Annotated in this window: 27 protein-coding genes; all 27 read left to right on the top strand. The window is 66.8% G+C overall.

What is annotated here, in order from left to right:
• Positions 1-92: 92 nt before the first annotated feature.
• The 27 genes from flgG to fliO all read left to right on the top strand — a co-directional run bounded on the left by flgG (position 93) and on the right by fliO (position 26,791).
• Entirely contained in the window at positions 93-878 is a 786-nt protein-coding gene (gene flgG, locus ABE472_RS00550; protein ID WP_346462265.1) for a flagellar basal-body rod protein FlgG, read from the top strand.
• 22 nt (positions 879-900) lie between these two features.
• Positions 901-1,593 (top strand): flagellar basal body L-ring protein FlgH, encoded by a 693-nt coding sequence (gene flgH / locus ABE472_RS00555; protein WP_346462263.1) that lies wholly within the window; start codon positions 901-903, stop codon positions 1,591-1,593.
• Between the two features lie 106 nt (positions 1,594-1,699).
• Positions 1,700-2,815 carry a flagellar basal body P-ring protein FlgI gene (locus ABE472_RS00560; RefSeq protein ID WP_346462694.1) on the top strand — a complete coding sequence of 372 codons (1,116 nt, stop codon included), beginning with the start codon at positions 1,700-1,702 and terminating at the stop codon, positions 2,813-2,815.
• A 1-nt stretch (position 2,816) separates the two neighbouring features.
• Positions 2,817-4,031, top strand: coding sequence for a flagellar assembly peptidoglycan hydrolase FlgJ (gene flgJ, locus ABE472_RS00565; protein ID WP_313218277.1), 1,215 nt, complete (start codon positions 2,817-2,819; stop codon positions 4,029-4,031).
• A gap of 8 nt (positions 4,032-4,039) precedes the next feature.
• Positions 4,040-5,920 carry a flagellar hook-associated protein FlgK gene (gene flgK, locus ABE472_RS00570; protein WP_346465014.1) on the top strand — a complete coding sequence of 627 codons (1,881 nt, stop codon included), beginning with the start codon at positions 4,040-4,042 and terminating at the stop codon, positions 5,918-5,920.
• Positions 5,917-7,119, top strand: a complete 1,203-nt coding sequence (gene flgL / locus ABE472_RS00575) for a flagellar hook-associated protein FlgL (RefSeq protein ID WP_346465016.1) — start codon at positions 5,917-5,919, stop codon at positions 7,117-7,119. The genes flgK and flgL overlap by 4 nt, the downstream gene beginning before the upstream one ends.
• 241 nt (positions 7,120-7,360) lie before the next feature.
• Complete coding sequence (locus ABE472_RS00580; protein WP_346465018.1) at positions 7,361-8,608, top strand: flagellin; 1,248 nt, start codon at positions 7,361-7,363, stop codon at positions 8,606-8,608.
• A gap of 72 nt (positions 8,609-8,680) precedes the next feature.
• On the top strand, positions 8,681-9,928 hold the full coding sequence (locus tag ABE472_RS00585; protein WP_346465020.1) for a flagellin: 1,248 nt from the start codon (positions 8,681-8,683) through the stop codon (positions 9,926-9,928).
• Between the two features lie 453 nt (positions 9,929-10,381).
• On the top strand, positions 10,382-11,764 hold the full coding sequence (fliD, locus tag ABE472_RS00590; RefSeq protein ID WP_346465022.1) for a flagellar filament capping protein FliD: 1,383 nt from the start codon (positions 10,382-10,384) through the stop codon (positions 11,762-11,764).
• 128 nt (positions 11,765-11,892) lie between these two features.
• Positions 11,893-12,309 (top strand): flagellar export chaperone FliS, encoded by a 417-nt coding sequence (gene fliS, locus ABE472_RS00595; protein WP_070427331.1) that lies wholly within the window; start codon positions 11,893-11,895, stop codon positions 12,307-12,309.
• The gene (locus ABE472_RS00600) at positions 12,306-12,602 is read left to right on the top strand and encodes a hypothetical protein (RefSeq protein WP_070427330.1); all 297 of its coding nucleotides are present in this window, start codon (positions 12,306-12,308) and stop codon (positions 12,600-12,602) included. The genes fliS and ABE472_RS00600 overlap by 4 nt, the downstream gene beginning before the upstream one ends.
• Positions 12,599-13,180 carry a PilZ domain-containing protein gene (locus ABE472_RS00605; protein ID WP_313218271.1) on the top strand — a complete coding sequence of 194 codons (582 nt, stop codon included), beginning with the start codon at positions 12,599-12,601 and terminating at the stop codon, positions 13,178-13,180. The genes ABE472_RS00600 and ABE472_RS00605 overlap by 4 nt, the downstream gene beginning before the upstream one ends.
• A gap of 87 nt (positions 13,181-13,267) precedes the next feature.
• Positions 13,268-13,900, top strand: a complete 633-nt coding sequence (locus tag ABE472_RS00610; RefSeq protein ID WP_346465024.1) for a response regulator transcription factor — start codon at positions 13,268-13,270, stop codon at positions 13,898-13,900.
• A gap of 264 nt (positions 13,901-14,164) precedes the next feature.
• Positions 14,165-15,577 carry an RNA polymerase factor sigma-54 gene (gene rpoN, locus ABE472_RS00615; RefSeq protein ID WP_313218269.1) on the top strand — a complete coding sequence of 471 codons (1,413 nt, stop codon included), beginning with the start codon at positions 14,165-14,167 and terminating at the stop codon, positions 15,575-15,577.
• Between the two features lie 14 nt (positions 15,578-15,591).
• Positions 15,592-15,969 (top strand): response regulator transcription factor, encoded by a 378-nt coding sequence (locus tag ABE472_RS00620; RefSeq protein WP_026070040.1) that lies wholly within the window; start codon positions 15,592-15,594, stop codon positions 15,967-15,969.
• Positions 15,966-17,462: a sigma-54 dependent transcriptional regulator gene (locus ABE472_RS00625; protein ID WP_346465027.1), complete on the top strand. Its 1,497-nt coding sequence runs from the start codon at positions 15,966-15,968 to the stop codon at positions 17,460-17,462. Before ABE472_RS00620 ends, ABE472_RS00625 begins: the two co-directional genes overlap by 4 nt.
• A 310-nt stretch (positions 17,463-17,772) precedes the next feature.
• Positions 17,773-18,135 carry a flagellar hook-basal body complex protein FliE gene (gene fliE / locus ABE472_RS00630; protein ID WP_346465029.1) on the top strand — a complete coding sequence of 121 codons (363 nt, stop codon included), beginning with the start codon at positions 17,773-17,775 and terminating at the stop codon, positions 18,133-18,135.
• A 12-nt stretch (positions 18,136-18,147) separates the two neighbouring features.
• Positions 18,148-19,788, top strand: a complete 1,641-nt coding sequence (fliF, locus tag ABE472_RS00635) for a flagellar basal-body MS-ring/collar protein FliF (protein WP_346465031.1) — start codon at positions 18,148-18,150, stop codon at positions 19,786-19,788.
• Between the two features lie 13 nt (positions 19,789-19,801).
• The gene (fliG, locus tag ABE472_RS00640) at positions 19,802-20,788 is read left to right on the top strand and encodes a flagellar motor switch protein FliG (protein ID WP_026070041.1); all 987 of its coding nucleotides are present in this window, start codon (positions 19,802-19,804) and stop codon (positions 20,786-20,788) included.
• Complete coding sequence (locus tag ABE472_RS00645) at positions 20,785-21,420, top strand: FliH/SctL family protein (protein WP_346465033.1); 636 nt, start codon at positions 20,785-20,787, stop codon at positions 21,418-21,420. The genes fliG and ABE472_RS00645 overlap by 4 nt, the downstream gene beginning before the upstream one ends.
• Positions 21,417-22,796, top strand: coding sequence for a FliI/YscN family ATPase (locus ABE472_RS00650; protein WP_346465035.1), 1,380 nt, complete (start codon positions 21,417-21,419; stop codon positions 22,794-22,796). Before ABE472_RS00645 ends, ABE472_RS00650 begins: the two co-directional genes overlap by 4 nt.
• Before the next feature lie 3 nt (positions 22,797-22,799).
• The gene (fliJ, locus tag ABE472_RS00655; RefSeq protein ID WP_070471607.1) at positions 22,800-23,258 is read left to right on the top strand and encodes a flagellar export protein FliJ; all 459 of its coding nucleotides are present in this window, start codon (positions 22,800-22,802) and stop codon (positions 23,256-23,258) included.
• Positions 23,258-24,409 carry a flagellar hook-length control protein FliK gene (locus ABE472_RS00660; RefSeq protein WP_346462693.1) on the top strand — a complete coding sequence of 384 codons (1,152 nt, stop codon included), beginning with the start codon at positions 23,258-23,260 and terminating at the stop codon, positions 24,407-24,409. The genes fliJ and ABE472_RS00660 overlap by 1 nt, the downstream gene beginning before the upstream one ends.
• A 114-nt stretch (positions 24,410-24,523) precedes the next feature.
• On the top strand, positions 24,524-25,042 hold the full coding sequence (locus tag ABE472_RS00665) for a flagellar basal body-associated FliL family protein (RefSeq protein ID WP_313211868.1): 519 nt from the start codon (positions 24,524-24,526) through the stop codon (positions 25,040-25,042).
• Between the two features lie 8 nt (positions 25,043-25,050).
• Entirely contained in the window at positions 25,051-26,058 is a 1,008-nt protein-coding gene (gene fliM, locus ABE472_RS00670; protein ID WP_313211869.1) for a flagellar motor switch protein FliM, read from the top strand.
• A complete protein-coding gene (gene fliN / locus ABE472_RS00675) occupies positions 26,055-26,393 on the top strand; it encodes a flagellar motor switch protein FliN (RefSeq protein WP_121036738.1) in 339 nt (112 codons plus the stop codon). The genes fliM and fliN overlap by 4 nt, the downstream gene beginning before the upstream one ends.
• Positions 26,390-26,791 carry a flagellar biosynthetic protein FliO gene (fliO, locus tag ABE472_RS00680; protein ID WP_346465037.1) on the top strand — a complete coding sequence of 134 codons (402 nt, stop codon included), beginning with the start codon at positions 26,390-26,392 and terminating at the stop codon, positions 26,789-26,791. The genes fliN and fliO overlap by 4 nt, the downstream gene beginning before the upstream one ends.

A 26,791-nucleotide genomic window follows, 5' to 3' on the forward strand; every position in this document is an offset into this window, starting at 1 on the left:
CGTAATCCCGGCGCCGTTCTGGCACGCGCCATGCATTGCCCTTCGCAAGGGCCGCACCACGCGGCCACCCGCTACAACACAGGAATGACGCCATGAACCAGGCATTGTGGATCGCCAAGACCGGACTGGATGCGCAGCAGACGCGCATGTCGGTGGTTTCCAACAACCTCGCCAACACCAACACCACCGGTTTCAAGCAGGACCGTGCCAGTTTCGAAGACCTGCTGTACCAGCAGGTCCGTCAGCCGGGCGGTGCGTCCTCGGCGCAGACGCAGCTGCCTACCGGCCTGCAGATCGGCACCGGCGTGCGCGTGGTGGCCACCGCCAAGAACTTCGAGCAGGGCAGCCAGCAGCAGACCGGCCGCGCACTGGATGTGATGGTCAACGGCCGCGGGTTCTTTGAAGTGCAGATGCCGGACGGTTCCTCGGCCTATACCCGCGACGGCTCGTTCCAGCGCAACCAGGATGGCGAGCTGGTCACCAACAGCGGCTACCCGGTGCAGCCGGGCATCCAGATTCCCGAAGGCGCGCAGTCGCTGACCATCGGCACCGACGGCACGATCAGCGTGAAGATGGCCGACGCCGCCGCCTCGGTGGAAATCGGCGCACTGACCCTGACCGACTTCGTCAACCCGGCCGGCCTGCAGGCCCGCGGTGAAAACCTGTTCCTGGAAACCACCGCCTCCGGCCCGGCGCAGAACGGCAATCCCGGCCTCAACGGCCTGGGCACCGTGGTGCAGGGTGCGCTGGAAGGCAGCAACGTCAACGTGGTGGAAGAGCTGGTCTCGATGATCGAAACCCAGCGCGCCTACGAAATGAACGCCAAGGCGATCTCCACCACCGACGCGATGCTCGGCTACCTCAACCAGAACGTCTGATCGGTCGACCCGGGAACCTGCCATGTCGCGTCTTGCCCCTATCCTTCGCCTGCTCGCCGCCGCCTTCCTCATCGCCACCCTCGGTGGCTGCGTGATCGCCGGCGATGTCCGCCCCTACCCGGCCATGGCGCCGGTGGAACCGATCATGCCCCCCTCGGCCCAGGCCACGGCCGGTGCGATCTACGCCGCCGGCCCGGGCCTGCAGCTGTACTCGGACCGTCGCGCCCGCGATGTCGGTGACCTGCTCACGATCACCCTGACCGAGAACACCACCGCGCAGACCACCGCCAACACCTCCACCTCGAAAGAGTCGGAGCTGAGCATCGGCACGCCGACGATCTTCGGTGCCCCGGTGACGCTGGGCGGCAAGGACATCCTCAGTGCCAGCGCCGCCGGCTCGCGCGACTTCACCGGTAAAGGCACCAGCGCGCAGAGCAACCGCCTGCAGGGCAGCGTGACCGTCACGGTGATCCAGCGCCTGCCCAACGGCAACCTGGTCGTGCAGGGCGCCAAGAACCTGCGCTTGAACCGGGGCGATGAGCTGGTGCAGGTGCAGGGCATCGTGCGCGCGGCAGACATCTTCCCGGACAACACCATTCCCTCCAGCCGTGTTGCCGATGCCCGCATCGTCTACGGCGGCCGCGGCGCGATCGCCCAATCCAACGCGATGGGCTGGTTGAGCCGCTTCTTCAACTCGGCGCTGGCGCCGTACTGAGCCTGACATGACTTTCTTCCTTTCCCTGTTCGGGCAGCGACGCATGGCGTACCCCCACGTGGCGAAGCAGCGACGCGCGGCGTCGCTCTACATGGTGACGCAAAGCATGGTGTCGCACGGCGCGACGCGTGCCGTGCTGGCGCTGCTGGCCGTGTTCGCGCTGGTCGCGCCCGCCTCCGCCGAGCGCATCAAGGACCTGGCCCAGGTCGGCGGCGTGCGTGGCAACGCGCTGGTCGGCTACGGCCTGGTGGTCGGCCTGGATGGCAGCGGCGACCGCACCAGCCAGGCGCCCTTCACCGTGCAGAGCCTGAAGAACCTGTTGGGCGAGCTGGGCGTCAACGTACCGGCCAACGTCAACCCGCAGTTGAAGAACGTGGCGGCCGTGGCCATCCATGCCGAGCTGCCGCCGTTCGCCAAGCCCGGCCAGCCGATCGACATCACCGTTTCCTCGGTGGGCAACGCGGTCTCGCTGCGCGGCGGCTCGCTGCTGATGGCGCCGCTGCGCGGTGCCGATGGGCAGGTCTACGCCATCGCCCAGGGCAACCTGATCGTCGGCGGCTTCGGTGCGCAGGGCAAGGATGGCTCGCGCGTGTCGGTCAACGTGCCCAGCGTCGGCCGCATTCCCAATGGCGCCACCGTCGAGCGTGCGCTGCCGGATGTGTTCAGCGGCGGTGGCGACATCACCCTGAACCTGCACAAGAACGACTTCACCACGGTCTCGCGGATGGTGGCGGCACTGAACACCGCCTTCGGTGAAGGCGCCGCCCGCGCGATCGATGGCGTCACCGTGGCGGTCAACGCGCCGTCCGATCCGGGCGCGCGCATCGGCCTGCTGGCGCGTATCGAAAACCTGGAACTGACCCCCGGCAGTGCGCCGGCCAAGGTGGTGGTCAATTCGCGTACCGGTACGGTGGTGATCGGCGCGCAGGTGCGCGTGGGCGCTGCGGCGATCTCCCATGGCTCGCTGACCGTGACCATCAACGAGAACGCCAACGTCAGCCAGCCGGGCGCGTTCAGTGGCGGCCAGACCGTGGTGACGCCGCAGTCGACCATCACCGCGACCAACGATGGCAGCCGCATGTTCAAGTTCAACGGCGGCACCACCCTGGATGAAATCGTGCACGCGGTGAATGCCGTGGGCGCGGCCCCGGGCGATCTGATCGCCATCCTGGAAGCCCTCAAGCAGGCCGGCGCGCTCAGTGCCGAACTCGAGGTGATCTGACATGCGCATCCAACCGGCCCTGGAACTCAATCCCGCCCAGCCCAACAGCCCGGCCAAGGTCGACAAGGTTGCCCGCCAGCTGGAAGGCCAGTTCGCGCAGATGCTGATCAAGAGCATGCGCGAGGCGAGCTTCGGCGATTCGCTGTTCCCCGGCGAAAACACCATGTTCCGCGAGATGTACGACCAGAAGATCGCCGATGCGATGACCCGCGGCCGCGGCTTGGGGCTGTCGAGCATGATCGCGCGCCAGCTGGGCGGCGCCGAGGGCGAGACGGCCAAGCCGGTCGATACCACGCTCAACCCGGCCGCGGCCCTGCGTGCCTATCAACTCAATGCACCGGCCGCCGGCATGCCGTTGCCGGCCAGCACCACGCCGTCCGCGCCGCGCGAGGTCGACCTGCTGCAGCAGTTGAACGGCGATGCACCGTCCGCGGTGCTGCAGCCGATGGAACGCGCGCTGGACCTGATTGCCGGCCGTGAAAGCAGCCAGATGCACGAGGCGATCGGCCGCAGCGATCCCTACGCGGCGACCCCTGTGACCGATCCAGCCAGCGCCGACTGGGCCATGGCCGATGACCGCTGGACCGGCGTCAACCGCACTACGGCCACCGGCCCGAGCGCCGCCGATACCCTGGCGGCCAACACAGCCGCCGCCGAGCTCGGCCCGCACACGCCGGAAGGCTTCGTGGCCAGCATCTGGGGCCATGCGCAGCAGGCCGCGCGCGAACTGGGCGTGGATGCCAAGGCGCTGGTCGCCCAGGCCGCGCTGGAAACCGGCTGGGGCCGCAAGCTGGTCCGCCGCAGTGGCGGTGACAGCTCGCACAACCTGTTCGGGATCAAGGCCAATGGCTGGCAGGGTGAGCGCGCCACCAGCGGCACCCACGAGTACGTCAACGGTGTGCGCCGCAACGAGACGGCGAGCTTCCGCGCCTACAACTCGGTGGGCGAGAGCTTCGCCGACTACGTGCGCCTGCTCAAGACCAGTCCGCGCTACCAGAACGCCCTCCAGGCCGGCAGCAACGTGCGCAGCTTTGCGCAGGGGCTGCAGCGCGCCGGCTACGCCACCGACCCGACCTACGCGGCCAAGATCGCCGCGATCGCCGGCGGCCCGACCATCGAGCGCGCCGTCGCGGCGGTGAGCGATGCCGGCGAGCGCCTGGGCCGCACTTTTGCCAGCACCGCCAGCCCGACCGGGCTGGGTGTCATCCGTCGTTGAGGTAACCCATGTCCAGCGTACTCTCCACCGGCACCAGCGCCCTGCTCGCTTTCCAGCGGGCCCTGGCGACCACCAGCCACAACGTCGCCAACATCAAAACGCCCGGCTACAGCCGGCAGAAGGTGGACTTCGCCACCGCCAACCCGCAGAACTACGGGTATGGCGACGTCGGCAATGGCACCCGCATCACCGATGTCCGCCGCGTGGCGGACCAGCTGGCCATCTCGCGCCTGCTCGATGGCAGCGGTGAGCTGGCGCGCCTGAAGCAGTTGTCCACAATGGCCGACCGGGTCGATGCCATGTTCTCCGACGCCTCCACCAACGTCGCCGGGGTCTGGTCGAATTTCTTCGATTCGGTCAGCGGACTCTCATCCAACGCCTCGGGCAGCGCCGACCGGCAGAACGTGCTGGACAGCGGCAAGACCCTGGCCAACCGCTTCCAGCAGCTCAATACACAGCTCAACAACCTCAATGGCGAGGTCAACAACGGCCTCATCGCCGGCGCCACCGAGATCAACCGGCTGGCCCAGGAGATCGCCCAGCTCAATGGTTCCATCGGCAGCAACGCAGCCACGGCGGCCCCGGACCTGCTCGATCGCCGTGACCAGCTGATCGCCAACCTGGTCGGCTACACCGGCGGCAACGCGGTGATGCAGGACGGCGGCATCATGAATGTCTACACCGCCGGCGGCCAGGCCCTGGTGGTGGGCACCACCGCCTCCAAGGTCACCACCGTCACCGATCCGTACCAGCCCGAGCGGCTGCAGCTGGCGCTGGAGAGCCAGGGTCAGAAGATCACCATCGATGGCAAGACGCTCGGCGGCCAGATCGGTGGCCTGCTGGAGTTCCGCAATACCGTGCTGACCCCGGCGCAGGCCGAGCTGGGCAAGCTGGCGATCGGCATGGCCAGCAGCTTCAACGACGTCCACCGCCAGGGCGCGGATCTGTACGGCAACATGGGCGGCGACTTCTTCACCATCGGCAACCCGCGCATCACTGCCAACAGCAGCAACACCGGCACGGCCAGCATGAGCGCCAGCTTCGGCGACCTGTCCAAGCTGGATGGCCAGAACATCGTGATGAAGTTCGATGGCACCCAGTGGCAGGCCACCCGCGCCGACACCGGCGCCACGATCCCGATGACCGGCACCGGCACCGCAGCCGACCCGCTGGTGCTCAATGGCGTCAGCCTGGTCATGAGTGGTACGCCGGCCAAGGACGACCGCTTCCTGCTGCAGCCTACCGCAGGCGTGGCCGGCAGCATGGAAGTGGCGATCACCGACACCTCGCGCATCGCCGCCGCCGCGCCGATCAAGGGCAGCGCCGCGATGGCCAACACCGGCACCGGCAAGCTCACCGGGGTCAAGGTGACCGACGCGGGCAACCCGGCGCTGCGCAATCCTGCGGCGATCGTGTTCACCAGTGCCACCGAATACACGATCGATGGCGTCGGCCCGAACACCTACACCGCCGGGCAGACCATCACCGCCGACGGCTGGAGCTTCGTGCTGGACGGTGCTCCCAAGCAGGGGGATACCTTCAACATCGGGCCGACCCCGGCCGGTTCTTCGGACAACAGCAATGCGCTGCTGCTGGCCAAGGTCGAGCAGGCCAAGACCTTCAATGACGGCACGATCACCCTGAGTGGGGCACTGGGTGGACTGACCACCCAGGTCGGCGCGGCTGCGCGCTCGGCCGAGTATTCCCTGATGGCACAGCAGGTGATCACCGACCAGGCCCAGGCGGCGCGCGACTCGATTTCCGGCGTGAACCTGGATGAAGAGGCCTCGGACATGCTCCGCCTGCAGCAGGCCTACCAGGCCGCCTCGCAGCTGATCTCCACCGCCGACACCATGTTCCAGACCATCCTCGGAGCCGTCTCGCGATGAACAACCGCATTTCCACCGGCATGATGTTCAATCAGTCGGTGTCCCTGATGCTCGCTTCGCAGGCAAAGATGAGTCACCTCGAGCGCCAGATCGCCACCGGCAGCAAGATCGTGTCGGCCAAGGACGACCCGGTCTCGGCCGGTACGGCGGTCGGCCTGGACCGTACCCTGGCGTCGCTGGACCGCATGCAGCTCAACGCGGGTAACGTGCAGAACCGCCTCGGCCTGCAGGAAAATGCCCTGGCCCAGGTCGGCGACATGATGGGCCGCATCACCGAATTGACCATCTATGCCAACAATCCGGGCCTGGCCGCCGCCGACAAGGAGTCGATGGTCACGGAAATCGAGGCGATCCGCGGCAATCTGCTCGCGGTGGCCAACAGTACTGACGGTACCGGCCGCTATCTGTTCGGTGGTACGGACGATGGCAGCCCGCCCTTCAGCCAGGTCGATGGCCGCATTGTCTACAACGGCGACCAGAACCAGCGCGAAGTGGAAGTGGGTCCGGATACCTACGTGAAGGACGCCCTGCCCGGCAGCGAGATCTTCATGCGCATCGTCACCGGTGACGGGCACGTGGACGGAAAAGCCGCCGCCGGCAACACCGGCAGCGGCGTGCTCACGAACATCACCCGCGACAGCGACGGCAGCTGGAACGGGGAAGGCTTCAGCGTGCGTTTCACCGGCACCGACAGCTACGACCTGCTCGATGCCGGCGGCACCGTGGTCTCCAGCGGCGTCCTGAAGCCCGGTGACGACCTGGTGGTCAACGGGGTGCGCCTGCATATCGAGGGTGCGCCTGCCGCCGGCGATATCTTCGAGGTCAGCCCCGCGTCAAGCCGCGATATCTTCGGCACCCTCGATTCGCTGATCGGCGCCCTGAAGATGGATACCGGCACCCCCGCCCAGCAGGCGGCCCAGCAGAACCTGCTGCAGAGCGGCCTGCGCGACGTAGCCCGCGCCTCGGAGCGGATGATCGACTCCCGTGCCGCCGGCGGTGCCCAGCTCAAGGCGCTGGACAATGCCTCGGACATGCGGGAATCGAACGTGGTCACGCTCAAGACCACCCTCTCGCAGATGCGCGACCTGGACTATGCCGACGCGCTGAGCCAGTACCAGCTGGAGAAGACCGCCCTGCAGGCGGCCCAGACGCTGTTCTCACAGATGCAGTCGATGTCGTTGTTCAACATGATCCGCTGACCCCCCTACAACCCGGGTTGGCCTGAAGGCCGCGATGCTTCGAGCATCGCGGCCTTTTTCGTTTTGGGGCGTGAAAGCCAGTCCCCTCCCTCTCCCCTGCAAATCCGTTTGAATCTCCGCCTAAAGGTTGTTGACAAAGCGCCGTTATTGATTTGGCAACAGCGAAGCACACAGCCAAAAACAAAAAAACGGCGGCGCTTCGTTCCATTCACCACCGGGATTCCAATAAGGGAGACGACCCATGGCACAGGTAATCAACACCAATACGATGTCGCTCAACGCTCAGCGCAACCTGAGCACCAGCGGCAACTCGCTCGCTACCACCATCCAGCGCCTGTCGTCGGGCCTGCGCATCAACAGCGCAAAAGACGACGCCGCCGGCCTGGCGATTTCCGAGCGCTTCGGCACCCAGATCCGCGGTCTTGACGTCGCAATCCGCAACGCCAACGACGGGATTTCCCTTGCGCAGGTCGCCGAGGGATCTCTGAGCGAAGTGGGCAACAACCTGCAGCGCATCCGCGAACTGGCGGTACAGGCCTCCAACGCGACCAATTCTGCCAGCGACCGAAAGGCACTGCAGGCTGAAGTGACCCAGCTGGTCAGCGAAATCGACCGCGTTGCCAAGCAGGCGGACTTCAACGGCACCAAGTTGCTGGACGGTAGTTTCACCAGCCAGCTGTTCCAGGTCGGCGCCAACGCGGGCCAATCGATCGCTATCAGCAGCGTAGTCGATGCCCGGGCCAACTCGCTGGGTTCGGCCCTTTTCGCGGACGCCCTGAAGGCTACGGTGCTGGGCGATGACGACGCGAAGGCGGCAGCAAACACTACCTACCAAGGCCTGCAGATTCAGGTGGCGGCCGATGGCGTCGATTTGGATGACCCCGAGGCACGGACTTTCGATATTGGAGACATCAACGTCAAGGCTGGCGAGTCAATCGCTGCTGCGACCGTGTCGGCCATCAACGGCAAGATCGGCGAAACCGGCGTCTATGCCGAGATCGGAAAGGACGGCGGCATCATCCTGAGTTCGGTTAAAGCTGGCCAGCAGTTCAAGATTGATGTTGAAGGTGAAGCGGGCACGGCACCAGAAGGCTATACCGCTGAAGCTGCAACCGATGCCGTACTCGGTCTTGCAGGCACGGGCGGCACCACTCCCACCGACGGCAAGATCACTACTCTGCAGGACATCTCGATTACTACCGCTGCAGGCGCTCAGCAGGCGCTGGAAATCGTGGATAAAGCCCTTGAATCCGTGAACAGCGTTCGTGCCGACCTCGGCGCCATCCAGAACCGCTTCACCTCGGTCGTTGCCAATCTGCAGACCTCGACGGAAAACCTGTCGGCCTCGCGAAGCCGTATCCGCGATACGGATTTCGCGAAGGAAACTGCCGAACTGACCCGCACCCAGATCCTGCAGCAGGCCGGTACGGCCATGCTGGCCCAGGCGAACCAAGTACCCCAGAACGTGCTCAGCCTGCTGCAGCGCTGACATGAGTCGCCCCTGAAGCACGTCGGGGGCGCCTAACCCAACTCACGTGCAACTGCTCAAGGACCTCTCCTCATGGCACAAGTCATCAACACCAACACGATGTCGCTCAACGCTCAGCGCAACCTGAGCAGCAGCGGCGCCTCGCTGGCCACCACCATTCAGCGCCTGTCCTCGGGCTCGCGCATCAACAGCGCGAAGGACGACGCCGCCGGCCTCGCCATCTCGGAGCGTTTCGGCACGCAGATCCGCGGCATCGACGTCGCCATCCGCAATGCCAATGACGGCATCTCGCTCGCCCAGACTGCCGAAGGCTCGCTGTCTGAGATCGGTAACAACCTGCAGCGTATCCGTGAGTTGTCGGTGCAGTCCTCAAACGCCACCAATTCCGCCAGTGATCGCAAGGCCCTTCAGGCCGAAGTCACCCAGCTGGTCTCGGAAATCGATCGAGTTGCCAAGCAGTCCGACTTCAACGGCACCAAGCTGCTGGACGGCTCGTTCAACAGCCAGCTCTTCCAGGTTGGCGCCAATGCCAGCCAGGGCATCGCTATCGACAAGATCGTGAATGCGAAGACGGATTCTCTTGGCTCGGCAACCTTTGCGGAAGCCTTCGTCGGCACCGCTCTGGCCGACGCTGCTTCGAAGCCTGACGCGAATACTACTTACCAGGGCCTGCAGATCAAGGTAGCGGGTGACGGCGTTGAACTGGCTGATGGCAAGACCTTCGATATCGGCGACATCAGTGTCAAGAAGGGAGAGTCCATTGCCGCTGCAACCGTCTCGGCCATCAACGGCAAGATCGGTGAGACCGGCGTCTATGCTGAGTTGAGCAAGGACGGCGCCATCACCTTGACCTCCGTCAAGGCGGGCCAGCAGTTTGAGATCGCAGTTGGTGGTGAGGAGGGAACCGCTCCCGACGGTTACGAGGCAACTGCTGCAACCGCAGCCCTGCTAGGCCTGGAAACCGCAGCTGCCACCGGCGGCACCATTGCCGACGACGCTGCGGGTTCCACTCTGAAGGACCTGTCCATCACCACCGCAGCCGGCGCGCAGCAGGCGCTGGATATCGTCGACAAGGCCCTGGAGTCGATCAACAGCAGCCGCGCCGACCTGGGTGCGATCCAGAACCGTTTCACCTCGGTCGTTGCCAACCTGCAGACCTCTACGGAGAATCTGTCTGCCTCGCGTAGCCGCATCCGCGATACCGACTTCGCCAAGGAAACCGCCGAACTGACCCGCACCCAGATCCTGCAGCAGGCCGGTACGGCCATGCTGGCCCAGGCCAACCAAGTGCCGCAGAACGTGCTCAGCCTGCTGCGCTGATCCACGCCTGCATCGTCCCCGCCGCCGGCTCCAGCCGGCGGCGCGGGCAACCCGAGGCATCGCGAAGCACGCGCAGGAACGGGCCATGGCCATGGACCGGACACTCTCCCGGTCACCACAACATCGTGGCCATGGCCCGCCCCTGCGGCAGAACTGTTATCAGCGCTGTTTGTTTGACTGAACACCCCGGGTGGCTTCGTCTCCCCCCGTTTTTCAGTAGCCTGACCCCTCCTCTGCATTGGAGGAGGGTATTTTGCAGGCTACCCAGCAAAGACGCGGACCGCCGCCCCTGCCCCAGGACACCTGCAACCGGCGTGCCAAACCCGCCCTCGCCCCGGCTGGCACAACTCCTGCATCAACGTGGTTCTAAAGACCTGGCGGCTACGGCCGCTACTTTCGTTGATGGCATCGCCCTGCGACTTCACGGCAGCGGCTATAAACAGGAGATACAACGTGGCGGACTTCGGTTACGGCGGCATCGGTTCAGGACTGGACATTTCCGGCATGGTCAGCAGCCTGGTGGCGGCGGATCGCAAGCCGGCGGACAACGCACTGAACCTGCAGCAGTCCAAGGCCAAGATGCAGCTCTCGGCGATCGGCACGGTCAAATCCGCGTTCGACACCCTGAACACGGCATTGAAGGCGCTGAAGGCCAACACGGCGTTCGACGCACGTACCTTCTCGGCGAGCAAATCCGGTACAGACGAGATATTGACGGTCAGTGGCACCAATGCGGCGGCCGCCGGTTCCCACGCCGTTGACGTGAAGGAACTCGCCACGGCCAACAAGTGGATTGCCGACACTTCGCTCCCGAACACGGACACGTTTGGCGCCGGAACCCTGACGCTCACCGTAGGCGCGGGCGACAAGCAGAAGACGCTGAACATCAACGTCGAAGCAGACGACACCCTCAGTTCGATCCGCACCAAGATCGAGAAGGCGGGGCGCGCCTCGGGCGTCCAGGCCACGCTGATTTCCTCGGGCGACAACCAGTTCCTGTCGATCTCCCAGGAGAAGTCCGGTACGGCCAATGCAATCAAGCTGACCGCCGACCCCTCCAATGCCAAGCTCACCGCTCTGGCCAACAGCCTGTCCGAGCGGACCCCCGCCGCGGACGCCCGGCTGCTGATCGACGGCGTGGAGGTCACCAGCAGCGAAAACACCGTCACCGACGTGGTGCCGGGCCTGACGCTGAACCTCAAGAAGACCGGCGAAAGCACCGTCACCATCACCACCGACGTCGCCGCGGCGCGCAAGGTGATGCAGGACTTCGTCACCGCCTACAACGGCGCCATCGCGGCGATCAACACCGCGACCAAGTACGACATCGAGAACAAGGAGCCCTCTTCGCTGACCGGCGATGCGCAGATGCGAGGCGCCTCCAGCCAGCTGCGCAGCATGATGGGCGGCATTCTCAAGGATCTCTCGGCCGCCGGCCTGGACCCGAAGAAGATCGGCCTGCAGACCCGCGCCTATCCCAATGCCGATGGCAGCCTGGTGCTGGATACCGCCAAGTTCGACGCGGCCCTGGTCAATCAGGGCGGTGCCGTGCGCGAGGCCTTCACCGGTGATGACGGCGCGGCGGCGAAGCTGTTTGCGATGGTGGACGGCTACGTCAATACCACCGTCGGCAAGGAAGGCGCCTTCGTCTCGCGCACCAAGAGCATCAACAATACGCTGACGGACATCGACAAGCGCCGCAAGGCGCTCGATGTCCGCATGGAAGGCGTATCCGAACGTTACAAAAAGCAGTTCCTCGCGCTCGATGCGCTGATGAGCAAGATGAGCCAGACAATGTCCAGCCTTACCTCGCAGCTCTCGCAGCTCAGCGGTTGATCGATCGCGGCAGCGGACTCAAGTTGAACCGGCCCGCTGCCGATATCACTGGCAGGACACCTCGCAGGCTCCACCCGGTGCCGACGATGTCGCGAACTTCGCGGCCCCGCATGAAGGAGACATGATTGATGTACGGTTCCAACCGTCAATTCACCGAGCAGTACCGCAAGGTCGGCGTGCAGAGTTCGGTTACCGATGCCGACCCGCACAAGCTGGTGGCGCTGCTGCTCGCTGGTGCCTGCGAGCGCCTGCGACTGGCCCTGGCCTGCCTGGAACGTGGCGACCAGGCGCGCAAGGGCAAGGCGATCGGCGAGGTCTGCGCCATCGTGGGCCACCTCAACGGCTCGCTGGACCATGAGGCCGGAGGCGAGATCGCCGGCAACCTGTCCTCGCTGTACGACTACGTGATGCACCGGTTGACCGAAGCCAACCTGCACAACGACCCGGCTGCGCTGACCGAGGCCCTCGAACTGCTGGGCGAGATCGACTCGGCCTGGAACGCCATTCCGCAGCAACAGCGCCACACGGCGCAGGCCGCGCCATGAGTTCGCTAGGCGCGCTGAACGCCCGGCTCGACGCGCTGGAAACGGCGTTGCACGACGAGAATTTCGATGAGGCCGGGCTGCAGCTGGACGCGCTCGATGCCGCCCAGCGCAATTATCTGGCCGGTCCTTCAGCCCTCTCCGACGTGCCGGGGCTGTCTTCACTGCAGGCACGTCAGCAGCGCATCATGCTGTTCATGATGCGGCAGCGCGAAGAGGCCAGCCGCCACATCCATAGTGGGCACCAGTCTCTTCGCGCCGCGCAGGCGTACCTGACGGCAGAATCCCTGTCATGAACGAGCTTCGCACCAGCGCCATCCATCACCCGGCCGAAAGCGAGCTGTTCGATGAGACGCTGAGCTGCGAAGTGGCGCTGCCGGCCGAGTTCCGCATCGGCAGCGCGGTGATCCGCCCCGGCACGGCCGAGACCCTGCTGCGCAGCGTGGCGCTGGTGGAGGATGCCCGCAGCGATGACGGTCATGACGACCGCAGCGATGCCACGCTTCAGGTGCAGCGCCTGGAAGCCAAGCTCGATCTGGTCATGGTGCTGCTGGGCCGCCTGGTCCGGCAGAGTGCGCAGGACCTGCCACTGCGCCCCCTGCGCTGGTCACGCCGTGGCATCCGCCTGGAACAGGGCAGCCGCAGCGGCGCCGCACCGGGCAGCATGGGCGTGATCCGCCTGCAGCCCTGCGATTGGCTGCCCGACCATATCGACCTGCCCGTGGTGATCGTGGCCGAAGCGGCCAATGGCTCGGGCGCGCATTACCTGTGGTTGCGTTTCGAAGGGCTGAGCGACGCGCTGGAAATGGCCCTGGAGCGGCATCTGTTCCGCCTGCACCGCCGCCAGATCGCCGAAGCGCGTCGCCTGCGTTGACCGTACGGCCCCGACTGTGACGTATTCGGCTTGGCGGTAGGCCTTCACTCCGTTAAGGTGACGGCCTCCCCGCTCCCCAAGCAGCCTGTGCGCGTTCTCATCGTCGATGATCACACCCTGGTCCGTGCCGGCCTCAGTCGCCTGCTGCAGGGCTTTGCCGACGTCGAGGTCATCGCCGAGGCCAGCAACGCCGAGCAGGCGCTGCAGCTGAGCGTGCAGCATTCCCCGGACGTCGTCCTGATGGACCTGTCCCTGCCCGGCCGCACCGGCCTGGAAGCCCTGAGCGACATCCTGCTGCGTACGCCCGGCTCGCGCGTGGTGATGATGACCATGCACGACGATGCCGTGCATGTGCGCGATGCGCTGGACCGTGGCGCGGTCGGCTTCGTGGTGAAGGATGCCGCCCCGCAGGAACTCGAACTCGCCCTGAGCGCCGCGCATGCCGGTCAGGTGTTCCTCAGTCCGCAGATCTCGGCCAAGATGCTGGCGCCCATGCTGGGCAGGGAAAAGCCGGTCGGTGTGGCCGCACTGTCGCCGCGCCAGCGCGAGATCCTGCGTCAGATCGGCAAGGGCGAGAGCAACAAGGAAATCGCGGCGGACCTGGGCATCAGCGTCAAGACGGTGGAGACGCACCGCGCCCGCATGATGGAGTCGCTGGGCTGCCGCCGTGCCAATGATCTGGTGCTGCTCGCCGCCCGTCATCAGCACGAGCTGGAGTGATTCGCGCCGGTTCTCCGGCGCACGGCGTGTGTCCACCGGGCAGGGCGACGGATTTTTGAAGCCCGATCAGGCGGACTGGCACGGAAGAACAAGGCCTCGACCCCGGACACCCGTCAAAATACCGCGCCGATGTAGGGGTGGCCCCTACACGCTGTCAGGGATTTGACGACCCGACTCAGGAACCCCCTGATTCCCGGCGTACGGGAAGAGAAGCAAGATGTGTTCCATAACGCACCGGGGAGTCGGTGCGAACGGGACACCACTTTGAAAGCCTCCATGTCGACCCAGATGGGTCAGCAGCTCCACCTCACCCCGCAACTGCTGCAGTCGATCCGGCTGCTCCAGCTCGACGGCATGCAGCTGGAACTGGAAATCCGCCGCGCCCTCGAGACCAACCCGCTGCTCGAGATCGAAGAAGCGCCGGAGCCGGTGGCTGCCGACACCGCCGAAGCCACCACCGCCCAGGATGTGGCCGCCTTCGACGAACTGCCGGAAAGCACCATGTGGGACGTGGCCGGTGCCGGTTGGCAGGACGGTGACGATGACCGCATGCAGCGCGTGGCAGCCGGCGAGTCCTCCGATCCGCAGCTGCGCGCCCTGCAGCGGCTGGCGATGGAGCTGGATGACCGCGACCTGGCGGTGGCTGGTTTCTGGCTGGAGCACTGCGACGACGCCGGCTATCTGGATGCCCCGCTTGCCCAGCTGACCCTGCTCGCCAGTGCGCGCTGCGATGTGGATGCTGCCGGTGTGGAAGCGGTCCGTCAGCGAATCCTGCACGGCGATCCCATCGGCCTGGCCGCGCAGGACCTGTACGAATGCCTGAGCGTGCAGCTGCGCGCCCTGCCCGGCCGCGTGCCGGCCCGCCACCTCGCCCAGCGCGTCCTCGACGACGGCCTGGCCGCGCTGGCCGCACACGACTACCCGGCCCTGGCCCAGCAGCTGGATGCCGAAGTGGCCGACATCCATGAGGCCGTCCGGCTGATCCTGTCGCTGCAGCCCCGCCCGGGCGAGAGCCTGCTGCCGGACAGCAACGGCGTCGTGATTCCGGACGTGGTCGCCTGGCATGCCGATGGTCAGTGGCGCGTCGCGCTGAACCCGGCCACCAGCCGCCGCCTCAGTATCAACCCGCACTACGAACAGGCCCTGGCCGAGACCAGTGAAGCGGCGCAGCCGCTGCGTGACATGCTGCAGGAAGCGCGCTGGCTGACCCGCGGCCTGTCGATGCGTTACGACACCCTGCTGCGCACGGCGCGCGTGATCATCGAACGCCAGGCCGGCTTCCTGACCCGTGGCGAAGAAGCCATGGCGCCGCTCACCCTGAAGGAAGTGGCCGACGCGATCGGCATGCACGAGTCCACCGTCTCGCGCATCACCACCGGCAAGTACCTGCAGACCCCGCGCGGCACGCTGGAGCTGAAGCACTTCTTCGCCGTGCGCCTTGAAGGTGCCAGCGTCTCCGGCCAGGCCGTCAAGGCCATGGTGCGCCGTCTCATCGAATCCGAACCGGCTGCCCGGCCGCTGGCCGATGAAGCCATCGCCGGCCTGCTTTCGCGCCAAGGGGTGAACATCGCCCGCCGTACCGTTGCAAAATACCGCGAACAACTGGACATCGCCCCGGCGCGCGAACGCCGCCGCAGCCATGCCAGCACCCCGCACCTCCTGGCCCGGGTGGGCTGAAGGAAATGGAAGACATGAACAAGCTCACCGTCCTGCTGGTCGACGACCACGAAGGTTTCATCAATGCCGCCATGCGCCACTTCCGCAAGGTCGACTGGCTCGACGTGATCGGCAGCGCCGCCAATGGCCTGGAAGCGATCGAACGCTCCGAGTCGCTGCGCCCGAAGGTGGTGCTGATGGATCTGGCCATGCCGGAGATGGGCGGCCTGCAGGCGACCCGCCTGATCAAATCCCAGGATGATGCGCCGTACATCGTCATCGCCAGCCACTTCGATGACGCCGAACACCGCGAGCATGCGCTGCGCGCCGGGGCCGACAACTTCGTCAGCAAGCTGTCCTACATCCAGGAAGTGATGCCGATCCTGGAAGGCCTGAAGGGGAACGGATCATGAGCGAATCCCGCATCCTGGTACTGGACAACGACGCCGTCCGCGCCGAGCGCACCGTCGCCCTGCTGGAGTTCATGGACTTCAACCCGCGCTGGGTGGCCGATGCCAACGACTTCGACATCACCCGCCACCGCCCGAACGACTGGATGGCCGCGATCATCGGGGGGCTGGACAATTCCGACCGCAGCGACGCGCTGTTCGCCTGGCTGGGCAAGGGTGCCCTGCCCCCGCCGGTGATGCTGATCGACGGCGACACCACCGCATTCGCCCAGCAGTTCGGCCTGCACGAGGCCAATGTGTGGCCATTGGAAGCGCCGCTGCGCCACGCGCAGATGGAAGGCCTGCTGCGCCGTGCCAGCCTCAAGCGCCTGGATGCCGAGCACCAGGCCGGCGCCGTGCAGGACCAGGGCCCGACCGGCGATGGCGCGGCCGTCACCCAGCTGCGCCGGATGATCGAGCAGGTCGCCGCGTTCGACACCACCGTGCTGGTGCTGGGCGAATCGGGCACTGGCAAGGAAGTGGTCTCGCGCTCGATCCACCAGCGCTCGCCCCGCCGCGATGGCCCGTTCGTGGCGATCAACTGCGGCGCCATTCCGGCCGACCTGCTGGAAAGCGAATTGTTCGGTCACGAAAAAGGCGCCTTCACCGGCGCACTGAGCGCCCGCAAGGGCCGCTTTGAAATGGCCGAGGGTGGCACCCTGCTGCTGGATGAAATCGGCGACATGAGCCTGCCGATGCAGGTCAAGCTGCTGCGCGTGCTGCAGGAGCGCAGCTTCGAGCGCGTCGGTGGCAACCAGACCATCCGCTGCAACGTGCGCGTGATCGCCGCGACCCACCGGGATCTCGAATCGCGCATCGCCGACGGCAAGTTCCGCGAGGATCTGTTCTATCGCCTCAACGTGTTCCCGATCGATGTGCCGGCCCTGCGCGAGCGCAGCGAAGACCTGCCGGCACTGGTCACCACCATTGCCGCGCAGCTGGCCCGTACCGGGCGTGGTGAAGTGCGTTTCACCGGCGAAGCGCTGCAGGCCCTGGCCGCGTACGAGTGGCCCGGCAACGTGCGCGAGCTGACCAACCTGGTCGAGCGCCTTGCCGTGCTGCACCCCAGTGGCAACGTGCGCGTGCAGGACCTGCCGGCCCGTTATCGCGGTGACTTCGCCGCCGCCGCGCCGGTGGCCGTAGCGGCGCCAGCCGCCGTGGCCGACGAACGCCTGGACCTGCGCAGCTTCTCCTTCCACACCCCGGGCGCCCAGAGCACCCCGGCCCTGGACAACGGCAACGGCCCCGTCAGCCGCGCCCCGGCCCTGCCCGACGACGGCCTGGACCTGCGCAACCACATGGCCAACATCGAGTTGAACCTGATCAACGAAGCGCTGGAACGCACCCAGGGCGTCGTCGCCCACGCCGCCCAGCTGCTCGGCCTGCGCCGCACCACCCTGGTGGAAAAACTGCGCAAGTACGGCATCGAACGCGACCAGACCGAACTGGCTGGCTGAGCCGATCAACACGTGGAAACCAGAAGCCCGGGCCTGTCCCGGGCTTTTTTGTGGATCTGTCAAATGGTCTCCGCCTCGAAGGCTCAGAGCACCCTCCGCCGGTTTTCCGGCGTCGACTCTCCGGCACGCCACCGCGTCACACCGCCGCCCGGCCACTCCCCGGCGCCTGACGAAGATCACGGCCGCGCCTGCAGGCGCCGCTGAATACGCAACCCCGCGCCACCGTTACAAAACTGAATCACTCATCCATTTCGGCACGGCACTTGCAACGTCTCCCGGTGTAACCCACCCCTGCTTCGGAACGTTCCAGATGTCGCACTCCGTCACCTCGATCCTTTCTCAGATCCGCACCTTCCAGACCCAGATGGGGCAGCCCGCCGTCAGCCCGCTGGCGGAGCTGCCGCGCAGCAATGCCATCCAGGGTCTGGTGTCCCCCCAGGAGATCCAGGGCCCGAGCTTTACCGAAACGCTGCGCGGCGCCATCGCCGGCGTCAACGATGCGCAGCAGAAATCCGGCGCCTTGGCCAAATCCTTCGAACTGGGTGAACCCGGTGCGGACCTGGCCAAAGTGATGGTCGCCTCGCAGCAGTCCCAGATCGCCTTCCGCGCCACCGTGGAAGTCCGTAACCGTCTCGTCCAGGCTTATCAGGACGTGATGAACATGCCGCTGTAAGGATAGAAACGCATGGCCCTGTCGCTCTCCAAAGAATCGCTGAACACCGAAAAGGCTGGGCAGTGGTTCGACCGGCTGCAAAGCCTGCAGATCACCCGTCGGCTTGGCCTGATGGCGATGATCGCCGTGGCCGTGGCGGCAGGCCTGTTCGTGTTCTTCTGGTCGCAGAAGCCGGGCATGGTGCCGCTGTACACCGGGCTGGACCAGAAGGCCACGGCCGAGGCCACCGACCTGCTGCGCGCGGCACAGATTCCGTTCCAGCTGGATCCCGCCACCGGCGGTATCACCGTGCCGGAAAAGAACCTGCACGATGCGCGACTGAAGCTGGCCGGCTCCGGCCTGACCGACAGCGGCCGCCTTGGCTTTGAGCTGATGGAGCGCGACCCGGGCTTCGGCGTCAGCCAGTTCATGGAGAACGCGCGCTACCAGCACTCGCTGGAAACCGAGCTCTCGCGCACCATCAATACGCTGCGCCCGGTCCGTGATTCGCGCGTGCACCTGGCCATCCCCAAACCCAGCGCCTTCACCCGCCAGCGCGACGTGGCCAGTGCCTCGGTGGTGCTGGAACTGCGGGGTGGCCAGCAGCTCGAACGCGGCCAGATCGATGCGATCGTGCACATGGTCGCCGCCAGCATCCCGGACCTGGCGCCCGAGCGCGTTACCGTCGTCGACCAGAGCGGGCGCATGCTCAGCGTCTCCGACCCGAACAGCGAAGCTGCCATGAACGCCGCGCAGTTCGAACAGGTGCGCCGCCAGGAAACCTCGTTCAACCAGCGCATCCGCGAGCTGCTCGAGCCGATGACCGGCCCGGGCCGGGTCAACCCGGAAGTCAGCGTGGACATGGATTTTTCGGTGATCGAAGAAGCCCGTGAGCTTTACAACGGCGAGCCGCAGAAGCTGCGCAGCGAGCAGATGAGCGAAAACAGCAGCAACGTGCCCGGCCCGCAGGGCGTGCCCGGCGCCGCCAGCAACACCCCGCCCGGCCCGGCGGCCGCCCCGGCCACCGCGCAGGCACCGACGGAAACCTCCAAGAACGCCACCCGCAACTACGAGCTGGACCGCACCCTGCAGCACACCCGCCAACCGGCCGGTCGCATCAAGCGCGTCTCGGTGGCGGTGCTGGTGGACAACGTGCCGCGCGCCGGTGCCAACGGCAAGATGACCGACCAGGCCCTCTCCGCGGCCGAACTGACCCGCGTTGAAGCGCTGGTCAAGCAGGCGGTCGGCTTCGATGCCGAGCGTGGCGACACGGTCTCGGTGATGAATGCCCCGTTCGTGCGTGAGGTCACCCCGGTCGAAGGGCCGAAGTGGTGGGAGCTGCCGCAGGTACAGGACGCACTGCGTCTGCTGCTCGGTGCGATCGTGGTGCTGGCCCTGGTGTTCGGCGTGCTGCGCCCGGCGCTGCGCTCGATCACCGGCCAGACCAAGCCCAAGGATGACGAGCTGGAACCCCACCGTGCCGATGTGCAGCTGGTCGACGATGGCGAAGGGCTGCCGGCGATCGGCAGCGAGCGCCTGCACGCGGCCGGACATGAACCGCTGGCGCTGCCGGTGGACTCTTACGAGGAACGACTGCGCATGGCGCGTGAAGCTGTAAAGACCGATTCCAAGCGCGTGGCCCAGGTGGTCAAGGGCTGGGTGGCCAATGATTGATGCACCTCCCCCGCTGACCGGCGTTCAGCGCGCTGCCGTCCTGCTGCTCTCGCTGGGTGAACTGGACGCGGCCGAAGTGCTGCGCCACATGGAGCCCAAGGAAGTCCAGAAGATCGGCATCGCGATGGCGACCATGACCGACATCACCCGCGAGCAGGTCGAGCGGGTCATGGACCAGTTCGGCAGCGAGCTGGGCTCCAAGACCTCGCTCGGCGTGGGCTCGGACGACTACATCCGCAACATGCTGGTGCAGGCGCTGGGCACCGAAAAAGCCGGCAGCCTGATCGACCGCATCCTGCTGGGGCGCAACACCACCGGCCTGGACGCGCTGAAGTGGATGGATCCGCGTGCCGTCGCAGACCTGGTCCGCAACGAGCACCCGCAGATCATCGCCATCGTGATGGCCCACCTGGAAACCGACCAGGCCGCCGACGCGCTCAAGCTGCTGCCCGAACGCACCCGCGTGGACGTACTGCTGCGTATCGCCACGCTGGATGGCATTCCGCCGAACGCGCTCAATGAACTCAACGAGATCATGGAACGCCAGTTCGCCGGCAACCAGAACCTGAAGTCGTCCAACGTGGGCGGCGTGCAGTGCGCGGCCAACATCCTGAACTTCATGGACAGCGGGCAGGACCAGGCGATCCTGGGCGAGATCGCCCGCATCGATGCACCGCTGAGCGGCCGCATCCAGGACCTGATGTTCGTGTTCGACGATCTGGTGGACCTGGACGACCGCGAACTGCAGCTGGTGCTGCGCGAAGTCAGCGGCGAGCGCCTCGGCCTGGCCCTGCGCGGCGCCGATATCAAGGTGCGCGACAAGATCACCCGCAACATGTCCCAGCGTGCCGCTGAAATCCTGCTTGAAGACATGGAAGCCCGAGGCCCGGTGCGCCTGTCGGATGTGGAAGTGGCGCAGCGCGAGATCCTGGCCATCGTCAAGCGCATGGCCGATGAAGGCACGGTCACCATTGGTGGCAACGCGGAGGCCATGCTGTGAACAATGCCGTGCGCTGGCTTGCCCCGGATCTGCTGGCGGTGCCCGAGCCGCCACCGGACGAACAGTTCGAGCTCACCGAACCCGATCCGGACCACGAGCCGGAGCCGCTGCTGCAGCTCCCCACCCTGGAGGAGATCCAGGCCATCCAGGACAGTGCCGAGAAGGACGGCTTCGATCAGGGCCACGCCGAAGGGCTGGCCCAGGGCCAGGCCGAGGTACGCCGCCTGATCGCACAGATCGAAGGCATCCTGGACAACTTCAGCCGGCCGCTGGTGCGGCTGGAGAACGAAGTGGTCGCCGCGCTGGGCGAGCTGGCAGTGCGCGTGGCCGGCAACCTGGTCGGGCGGGCCTATGAAGCCGAGCCGGAACTGCTGGCGCAGCTGGTCAACGAAGCGGTGGATGCCGTCGGCGGCGCGAGCCGCGATGTGGAAGTGCGCCTGCACCCGGACGACATCGCCGCGCTGGCCCCGGTGCTCAACCTGGCCCCGAACCAACGCCTCACCCCGGACCTGAGCCTGAGCCGCGGCGACCTGCGCGTACACGCCGAAGCCGTGCGCATCGACGGCACGCTGGATGCACGCCTGCGCGGCGCCCTGGATGCGGTCATCCGCAAAGCCGGAACCACCCCATGAACACCGAGACCCTGCCCCCGCCCGCCGACTGGACCGCCGCCCGCAACCTGCGGCTGGCCTCGCGGCTGGACAACATCCGCCCGGATACCGCGCACGGCCGTGGCCTGATCCGCGAGGGCGTGCTGCGCCGCGCAGTCGGCCTGACCCTGGAGGCGGTCGGCTGCGAGGCACCGATGGGTGCCAGCTGCAAGGTGGAAGTTGCCGATGGCGGCTGGGTCGATGCCGAAGTCGTCGGCTTCGCCGGTGAACGCACCTACCTGATGCCCAGCGCCGAACTGCACGGCCTGCTGCCCAACGCGCGGGTCGTGCCCTCGCTCGGCCGGGGCGGCGTGGAAGTGGGCGAAGGCCTGCTCGGCCGCGTGATCGACAGCGACGGGGTGCCGCTGGATGGCAAGGGCCCGATCCGCGCCGAAGGCACCGTCGGCATGGCCGGCGTCTCGATCAACCCGCTCTCGCGTGAGCCGATCACCCAGCCGCTGGACGTGGGCGTACGCGCGATCAACGCCTTGTTGCCGATCGGTCGCGGCCAGCGTGTCGGCCTGTTCGCAGGCTCCGGTGTCGGTAAATCGACCCTGCTGGGCATGATGACCCGCTACACCGCCGCCGATGTCATCGTGGTGGGCCTGATCGGCGAACGTGGCCGCGAGGTCCGCGATTTCGTGGAAAGCACGTTGGGCGAAGAAGGCCTGCGCCGCGCCGTGGTGGTGGCGGCCCCGGCCGACCGCCCGCCGCTGGCCCGCCTGCACGGTGCCTACCGCGCCACCGCGATCGCCGAGTGGTTCCGCGACCAGGGGTTGAACGTGCTGTTGCTCATGGACTCGCTGACCCGCTTCGCCCAGGCCCAGCGCGAGATCGGCCTGTCCGTCGGTGAGCCGCCGACCACCCGCGGCTATCCGCCCTCCGTATTCGCCAAGCTGCCCGCACTGGTTGAACGCGCGGGCAATGGCGCCAAGGGCCGCGGCTCGATCACCGCGTTCTACACCGTGCTGACCGAAGGCGATGATCCGCAGGATCCGATCGCCGATGCCGCACGCGCGATTCTTGACGGCCACATCCTGCTCTCGCGCCGCGTCGCCGACAGCGGCCTGTACCCGGCCATCGACGTGGAATCCTCGGTCAGCCGCGTGGTCACGGAAATTGCCGACGAACCGTGGCGCCTGCGCATCCGCAAGCTCAAGCGGCTGGTCTCGGCCTATTCGTCCAACCGCGACCTGATCGCGATCGGCGCGTATCAGCGCGGCAACGATCCGGCGACCGACGAAGCGCTGGAGCGCTGGTCGGACATTGTTGAATTCCTCGGCCAGGACGTCGGCAAAGCCGCCGACCTGCCGCACAGTCAGGCCGCCCTCAAGCGGCTGGTGGAACCAGAGAGTTAAGCCATGATCCAATCCAAGCGCTTCGACCCCTTGCTGAAACGAGCCCAGGACCACGAAGACGAGGTCGCCCGCGACCTGGCCGAGCGCCAGCGTGCGCTCGACACGCATGTGTCGCGCCTGGATGAGCTGCGCCGTTACGCCGAGGAATACGCCGGTGCCCAGATGTCGGCCACCAGCCCGGCCCAGCTGATGAACCGCCGCGCCTTTCTGGATCGCCTGGACAGTGCGGTCGCCCAGCAGCGCCAGACCGTGGACAACAACCGCGAGAAGGTGGACGCCGAGCGCGCCCGCCTGTTGCTGGCCAGCCGTGACAAGCAGGTGCTGGAACAGCTCGCCGCCAGCTACCGCGCGCAGGAAAAGGTGGTCACCGACCGCCGCGACCAGCGCGAGATGGACGATCTCGGCGCCCGCCGTTCGCGCCAGGCGCAGCGCGAAGAAGGCGAGAACGGAGGCAGCCCGTGATGCCTTCCGGCCTGCTCGGCGGCGCCGCCTCCGCGCAGAATGCGGGCGGCACCTCGTCCAGCCCCCGCGCGGACAGCACCCGCGGCACCGACCGTCGGGACTTTGACGCGCTGCTCAAGCCAGGTCGCGAGGCGCCCCGCAACGACACGCCGCGCAACGCCGGCAGCAGCCGCGACGCAGGCAAGAGCGCCACGACCGGCACCGCCAGCCAGGACAAGGACGCCGCGACACGCCCCGCCAGGCCCTGCGCCAGGAAGGCAGACGACACGGTCGCCCCCCCCGATACCGCTGCCACGGCACCGGCCACGGCGGAGAAGCCGGCCGCCGAACCGGCCGACGACACCGAGGCCGCATGGCCCCCGCTGGGGCTGGCCGGGCTGGCATTGAACGGCCTGCCGGTACCGGCGCCCACGCCCGTCACACCCGTGGCGACCGGCGCCGCCGCGGGCGCCAATGCGGCCCTGCCGGCCGTGGCCACCGCAGCCCCGGACGCCAACGCGACCCCGCCGGTGCTGGCTGCCGCGCCATCCACCGACGGCAGCATCGCCCTGCCCGCCTTGGCTGCCGAGGCTGCGCCGGCCGACGATGCCTTGCTGCTCAAAACCTTCACGGACGCCTTGACCGCGGCCACCAACGACGGCCCCGACGCCCCCGCCAGCCCGCTGCTGCATGCACTGCAGGGCATGACCGAGGCCAAGCCGACGGTGGCCAGCCTGTTCACCGGCTCGCCTACCGCCACCCCGCATCTGGGGGGTGAGGAGTTCGACGATGCCGTCGGCGCGCGCGTCGGTTGGCTGGCGGACCAGAAGATCGGCCACGCCCACATCAAGATCACCCCGAACGACCTCGGTCCGATCGAGGTGCGCCTGCAACTGGACGGCGACAAGGTCCATGCGAGCTTCACCAGCGCCCACGCCGACGTGCGCCATGCACTGGAAAGCAGCCTGCCGCGCCTGCGCGACCTGCTTGGCGAGCAGGGCTTCCAGCTTGGCAACGCCGATGTAGGCCACCAGCAGACCGCGCCCGATGGCGGACGAGGCGATGGCCGCGGCGGAATGAATGGCGAGGACGGAGAACCGGCGCTGGCCGACACCACGCTGTCGCCCTCGCAGTTGATCCGCCAGCGCGGCCTGGTCGACGCCTACGCGTGATCGCACGCGGCGGCGCGGGCTCCACCGCGCCGCCAGAAAGCCGACACGTCGTCTTCAGCATTCAGGCACGGCCTTTGCATGTAGGCAGGAAGCAATCCTCTGGAGCTTCCCCTCGTGGCCGCAGCCGCCGATAAAACCAAGAAATCCGCCGAGAAGGACAAGACCGCCAAGCCGCGCAGTCCGCTCCTGGTCACCGCCCTGGTCGCGGTGCTCGCCGCTGGCGCCGCCGGTGGCGGGGTCTGGTACTTCACCCAGTCCAAGCATGATGACAAGGCCGCCAAGCCGGCCGCCAGCAAATCCGCGGTGCCTGCCCCGGCGCAGTACTTCGGCCTTGAGCCGCCGTTCGTGGTCAACCTCAACAGCAGCTTCGACGGCCCGCGCTACCTGCAGGTCGAAGTGCAGCTGATGAGCCGCGACCCGGCCGCGATGGAGGCGATCAAGCTGCATGCGCCGGCCATCCGCGCCAAGCTGCTGATGCTGTTCTCCCAGGTCGAGCCGAGCGACATCGCCGACCGCGCCGGCAAAGAGCGCCTGCAGGCCAGTTCACTGGCTGAAGTGCAGAAGCTGCTCAAGGCCGAGACCGGCAAGCCCGGTGCCGACGAATTGCTGTTCACCAGTTTCGTGACCCAGTAAGGGCGACCATGAATGACCTGCTTTCCCAGGACGAGATCGATGCCCTGCTGCATGGCGTGGACTCCGGTGCGGTTGAGACCGACCTCGATGCGCCCACGCCCGGCGAGGCGCGCTCGTACGATTTCGCCAGTCAGGACCGCATCATCCGCGGCCGCATGCCGACCCTGGAAATGGTCAACGAGCGCTTCGCGCGCCTGTGGCGCATCGGCCTGTTCAACCTGATCCGCCGCTCGGCCGAACTCTCCGTGCGTGGCATCGAGCTGATCAAGTTCAATGACTACATGCACTCGCTGTACGTGCCGACCAACCTCAACCTCATCCGCTTCAAGCCGCTGCGCGGGACCGGGCTGATCGTGTTCGAGCCGACGCTGGTGTTCGCGATCGTGGACAACTTCTTCGGCGGTGATGGGCGCTACCCGACCCGTATCGAAGGGCGCGAGTTCACCGCCACCGAGATGCGCGTGATCCACTTGCTGCTCAAGCAGACCTTCGCTGATCTGCAGGAAGCCTGGGCGCCGGTGATGGATGTGGAGCTGGAGTACATCAACTCCGAGATCAATCCGCACTTCGCCAACATCGTGACGCCGCGCGAGTACGTGGTGGTCTGCCGCCTGCATGTCGAGCTTGACGGCGGTGGCGGCGACATCCACGTCACCCTGCCCTACTCGATGCTCGAGCCCATCCGCGAGCTGCTTGACGCGGGCATCCAGAGCGACCGCAACGACCGCGATGCCAGCTGGGGCGTGATGCTGCGCGAGCAGCTCAACATCGCCGAGGTCACGCTCTCCAGCGTACTGGCCACCAAGCGCATGAGCCTGCGCGACCTGACCAAGCTGAAGATCGGCGATGTGCTGCCGATCGAGCTGCCCAAGCAGGTGCCGGTGTGCGTGGAAAACGTGCCGGTGTTCACCGGCGAGTTCGGCGTCGCCAACGGTTTCAACGCGGTGAAGATCACCGCCACCCATCCCCCGGGCATCCGCCCACGCGTTCCCGTACTGCAGGAAGACCCGCAATGAACGATATCGAATCCAACGCGCCGGCACCGGCACAGTTCACCCAGCTGCAGTCGGACGACACCACGGTCGGCGACGAGCTCAACCTGGATGTGATCCTGGATGTACCGGTGACCCTGTCGCTGGAAGTCGGCCGCGCGCGCCTGCCGATCCGCAACCTGCTGCAGCTCAACCAGGGCTCGGTGGTGGAACTGGAACGCGGCGCTGGCGAATCGCTGGACGTGTTCGTCAACGGCACCCTGATCGCCCATGGCGAAGTGGTGGTGATCAACGACCGCTTCGGCGTGCGCCTGACCGACGTGGTCAGCCCGAGCGAACGGATCCGGAGACTGCGTTGAGTGCCGGGCTGCTGGTCGCGGCCGGCGCCTCGACCGTAAAGGTCGGCCAGCATGCCGCCGCCGCACCGGGCATGTTCGGTGCGGTGCTGGCGTTGCTGGGCGTGCTGGCACTGATCGTCGGCCTGGGCTGGCTGCTCAAGCGCATGCCCGGCAGCGGCTTCCGCCCGGCCGAGGGGCTGCGCGTGGTCGCCAGCCTCACTGTCGGCGCCAAGGAGCGCGTGGTGGTGGTCGAGGTCAATGGCACCCAGCTGCTGCTGGGCGTCACGGCCGGCGGCATCAATACGCTGCATCAGCTTCCCGACCCCCTGCCGCCGCCGGCGCCGGCGCGCCTTCCCGATTTCAAACAACTCCCGAATTTCGCCCAGCTGCTGCAACAGCGGCTGCGCAAGGAACCCTGA

Source organism: Stenotrophomonas sp. TWI809, from assembly GCF_039673205.1.
Lineage (GTDB): Bacteria > Pseudomonadota > Gammaproteobacteria > Xanthomonadales > Xanthomonadaceae > Stenotrophomonas.

Bases quoted from the DNA above. Each gene is read 5' to 3' on its own strand.
- flgG (WP_346462265.1), top strand. From the start codon at position 93: ATGAACCAGGCATTGTGGATCGCCAAGACCGGACTGGATGCGCAGCAG.
- flgH (WP_346462263.1), top strand. From the start codon at position 901: ATGTCGCGTCTTGCCCCTATCCTTCGCCTGCTCGCCGCCGCCTTCCTC.
- ABE472_RS00560 (WP_346462694.1), top strand. From the start codon at position 1,700: ATGGTGTCGCACGGCGCGACGCGTGCCGTGCTGGCGCTGCTGGCCGTG.
- flgJ (WP_313218277.1), top strand. From the start codon at position 2,817: ATGCGCATCCAACCGGCCCTGGAACTCAATCCCGCCCAGCCCAACAGC.
- flgK (WP_346465014.1), top strand. From the start codon at position 4,040: ATGTCCAGCGTACTCTCCACCGGCACCAGCGCCCTGCTCGCTTTCCAG.
- flgL (WP_346465016.1), top strand. From the start codon at position 5,917: ATGAACAACCGCATTTCCACCGGCATGATGTTCAATCAGTCGGTGTCC.
- ABE472_RS00580 (WP_346465018.1), top strand. From the start codon at position 7,361: ATGGCACAGGTAATCAACACCAATACGATGTCGCTCAACGCTCAGCGC.
- ABE472_RS00585 (WP_346465020.1), top strand. From the start codon at position 8,681: ATGGCACAAGTCATCAACACCAACACGATGTCGCTCAACGCTCAGCGC.
- fliS (WP_070427331.1), top strand. From the start codon at position 11,893: ATGTACGGTTCCAACCGTCAATTCACCGAGCAGTACCGCAAGGTCGGC.
- ABE472_RS00600 (WP_070427330.1), top strand. From the start codon at position 12,306: ATGAGTTCGCTAGGCGCGCTGAACGCCCGGCTCGACGCGCTGGAAACG.
- ABE472_RS00605 (WP_313218271.1), top strand. From the start codon at position 12,599: ATGAACGAGCTTCGCACCAGCGCCATCCATCACCCGGCCGAAAGCGAG.
- ABE472_RS00620 (WP_026070040.1), top strand. From the start codon at position 15,592: ATGAACAAGCTCACCGTCCTGCTGGTCGACGACCACGAAGGTTTCATC.
- ABE472_RS00625 (WP_346465027.1), top strand. From the start codon at position 15,966: ATGAGCGAATCCCGCATCCTGGTACTGGACAACGACGCCGTCCGCGCC.
- fliE (WP_346465029.1), top strand. From the start codon at position 17,773: ATGTCGCACTCCGTCACCTCGATCCTTTCTCAGATCCGCACCTTCCAG.
- fliF (WP_346465031.1), top strand. From the start codon at position 18,148: ATGGCCCTGTCGCTCTCCAAAGAATCGCTGAACACCGAAAAGGCTGGG.
- ABE472_RS00650 (WP_346465035.1), top strand. From the start codon at position 21,417: ATGAACACCGAGACCCTGCCCCCGCCCGCCGACTGGACCGCCGCCCGC.
- fliJ (WP_070471607.1), top strand. From the start codon at position 22,800: ATGATCCAATCCAAGCGCTTCGACCCCTTGCTGAAACGAGCCCAGGAC.
- ABE472_RS00660 (WP_346462693.1), top strand. From the start codon at position 23,258: ATGCCTTCCGGCCTGCTCGGCGGCGCCGCCTCCGCGCAGAATGCGGGC.
- fliM (WP_313211869.1), top strand. From the start codon at position 25,051: ATGAATGACCTGCTTTCCCAGGACGAGATCGATGCCCTGCTGCATGGC.
- fliN (WP_121036738.1), top strand. From the start codon at position 26,055: ATGAACGATATCGAATCCAACGCGCCGGCACCGGCACAGTTCACCCAG.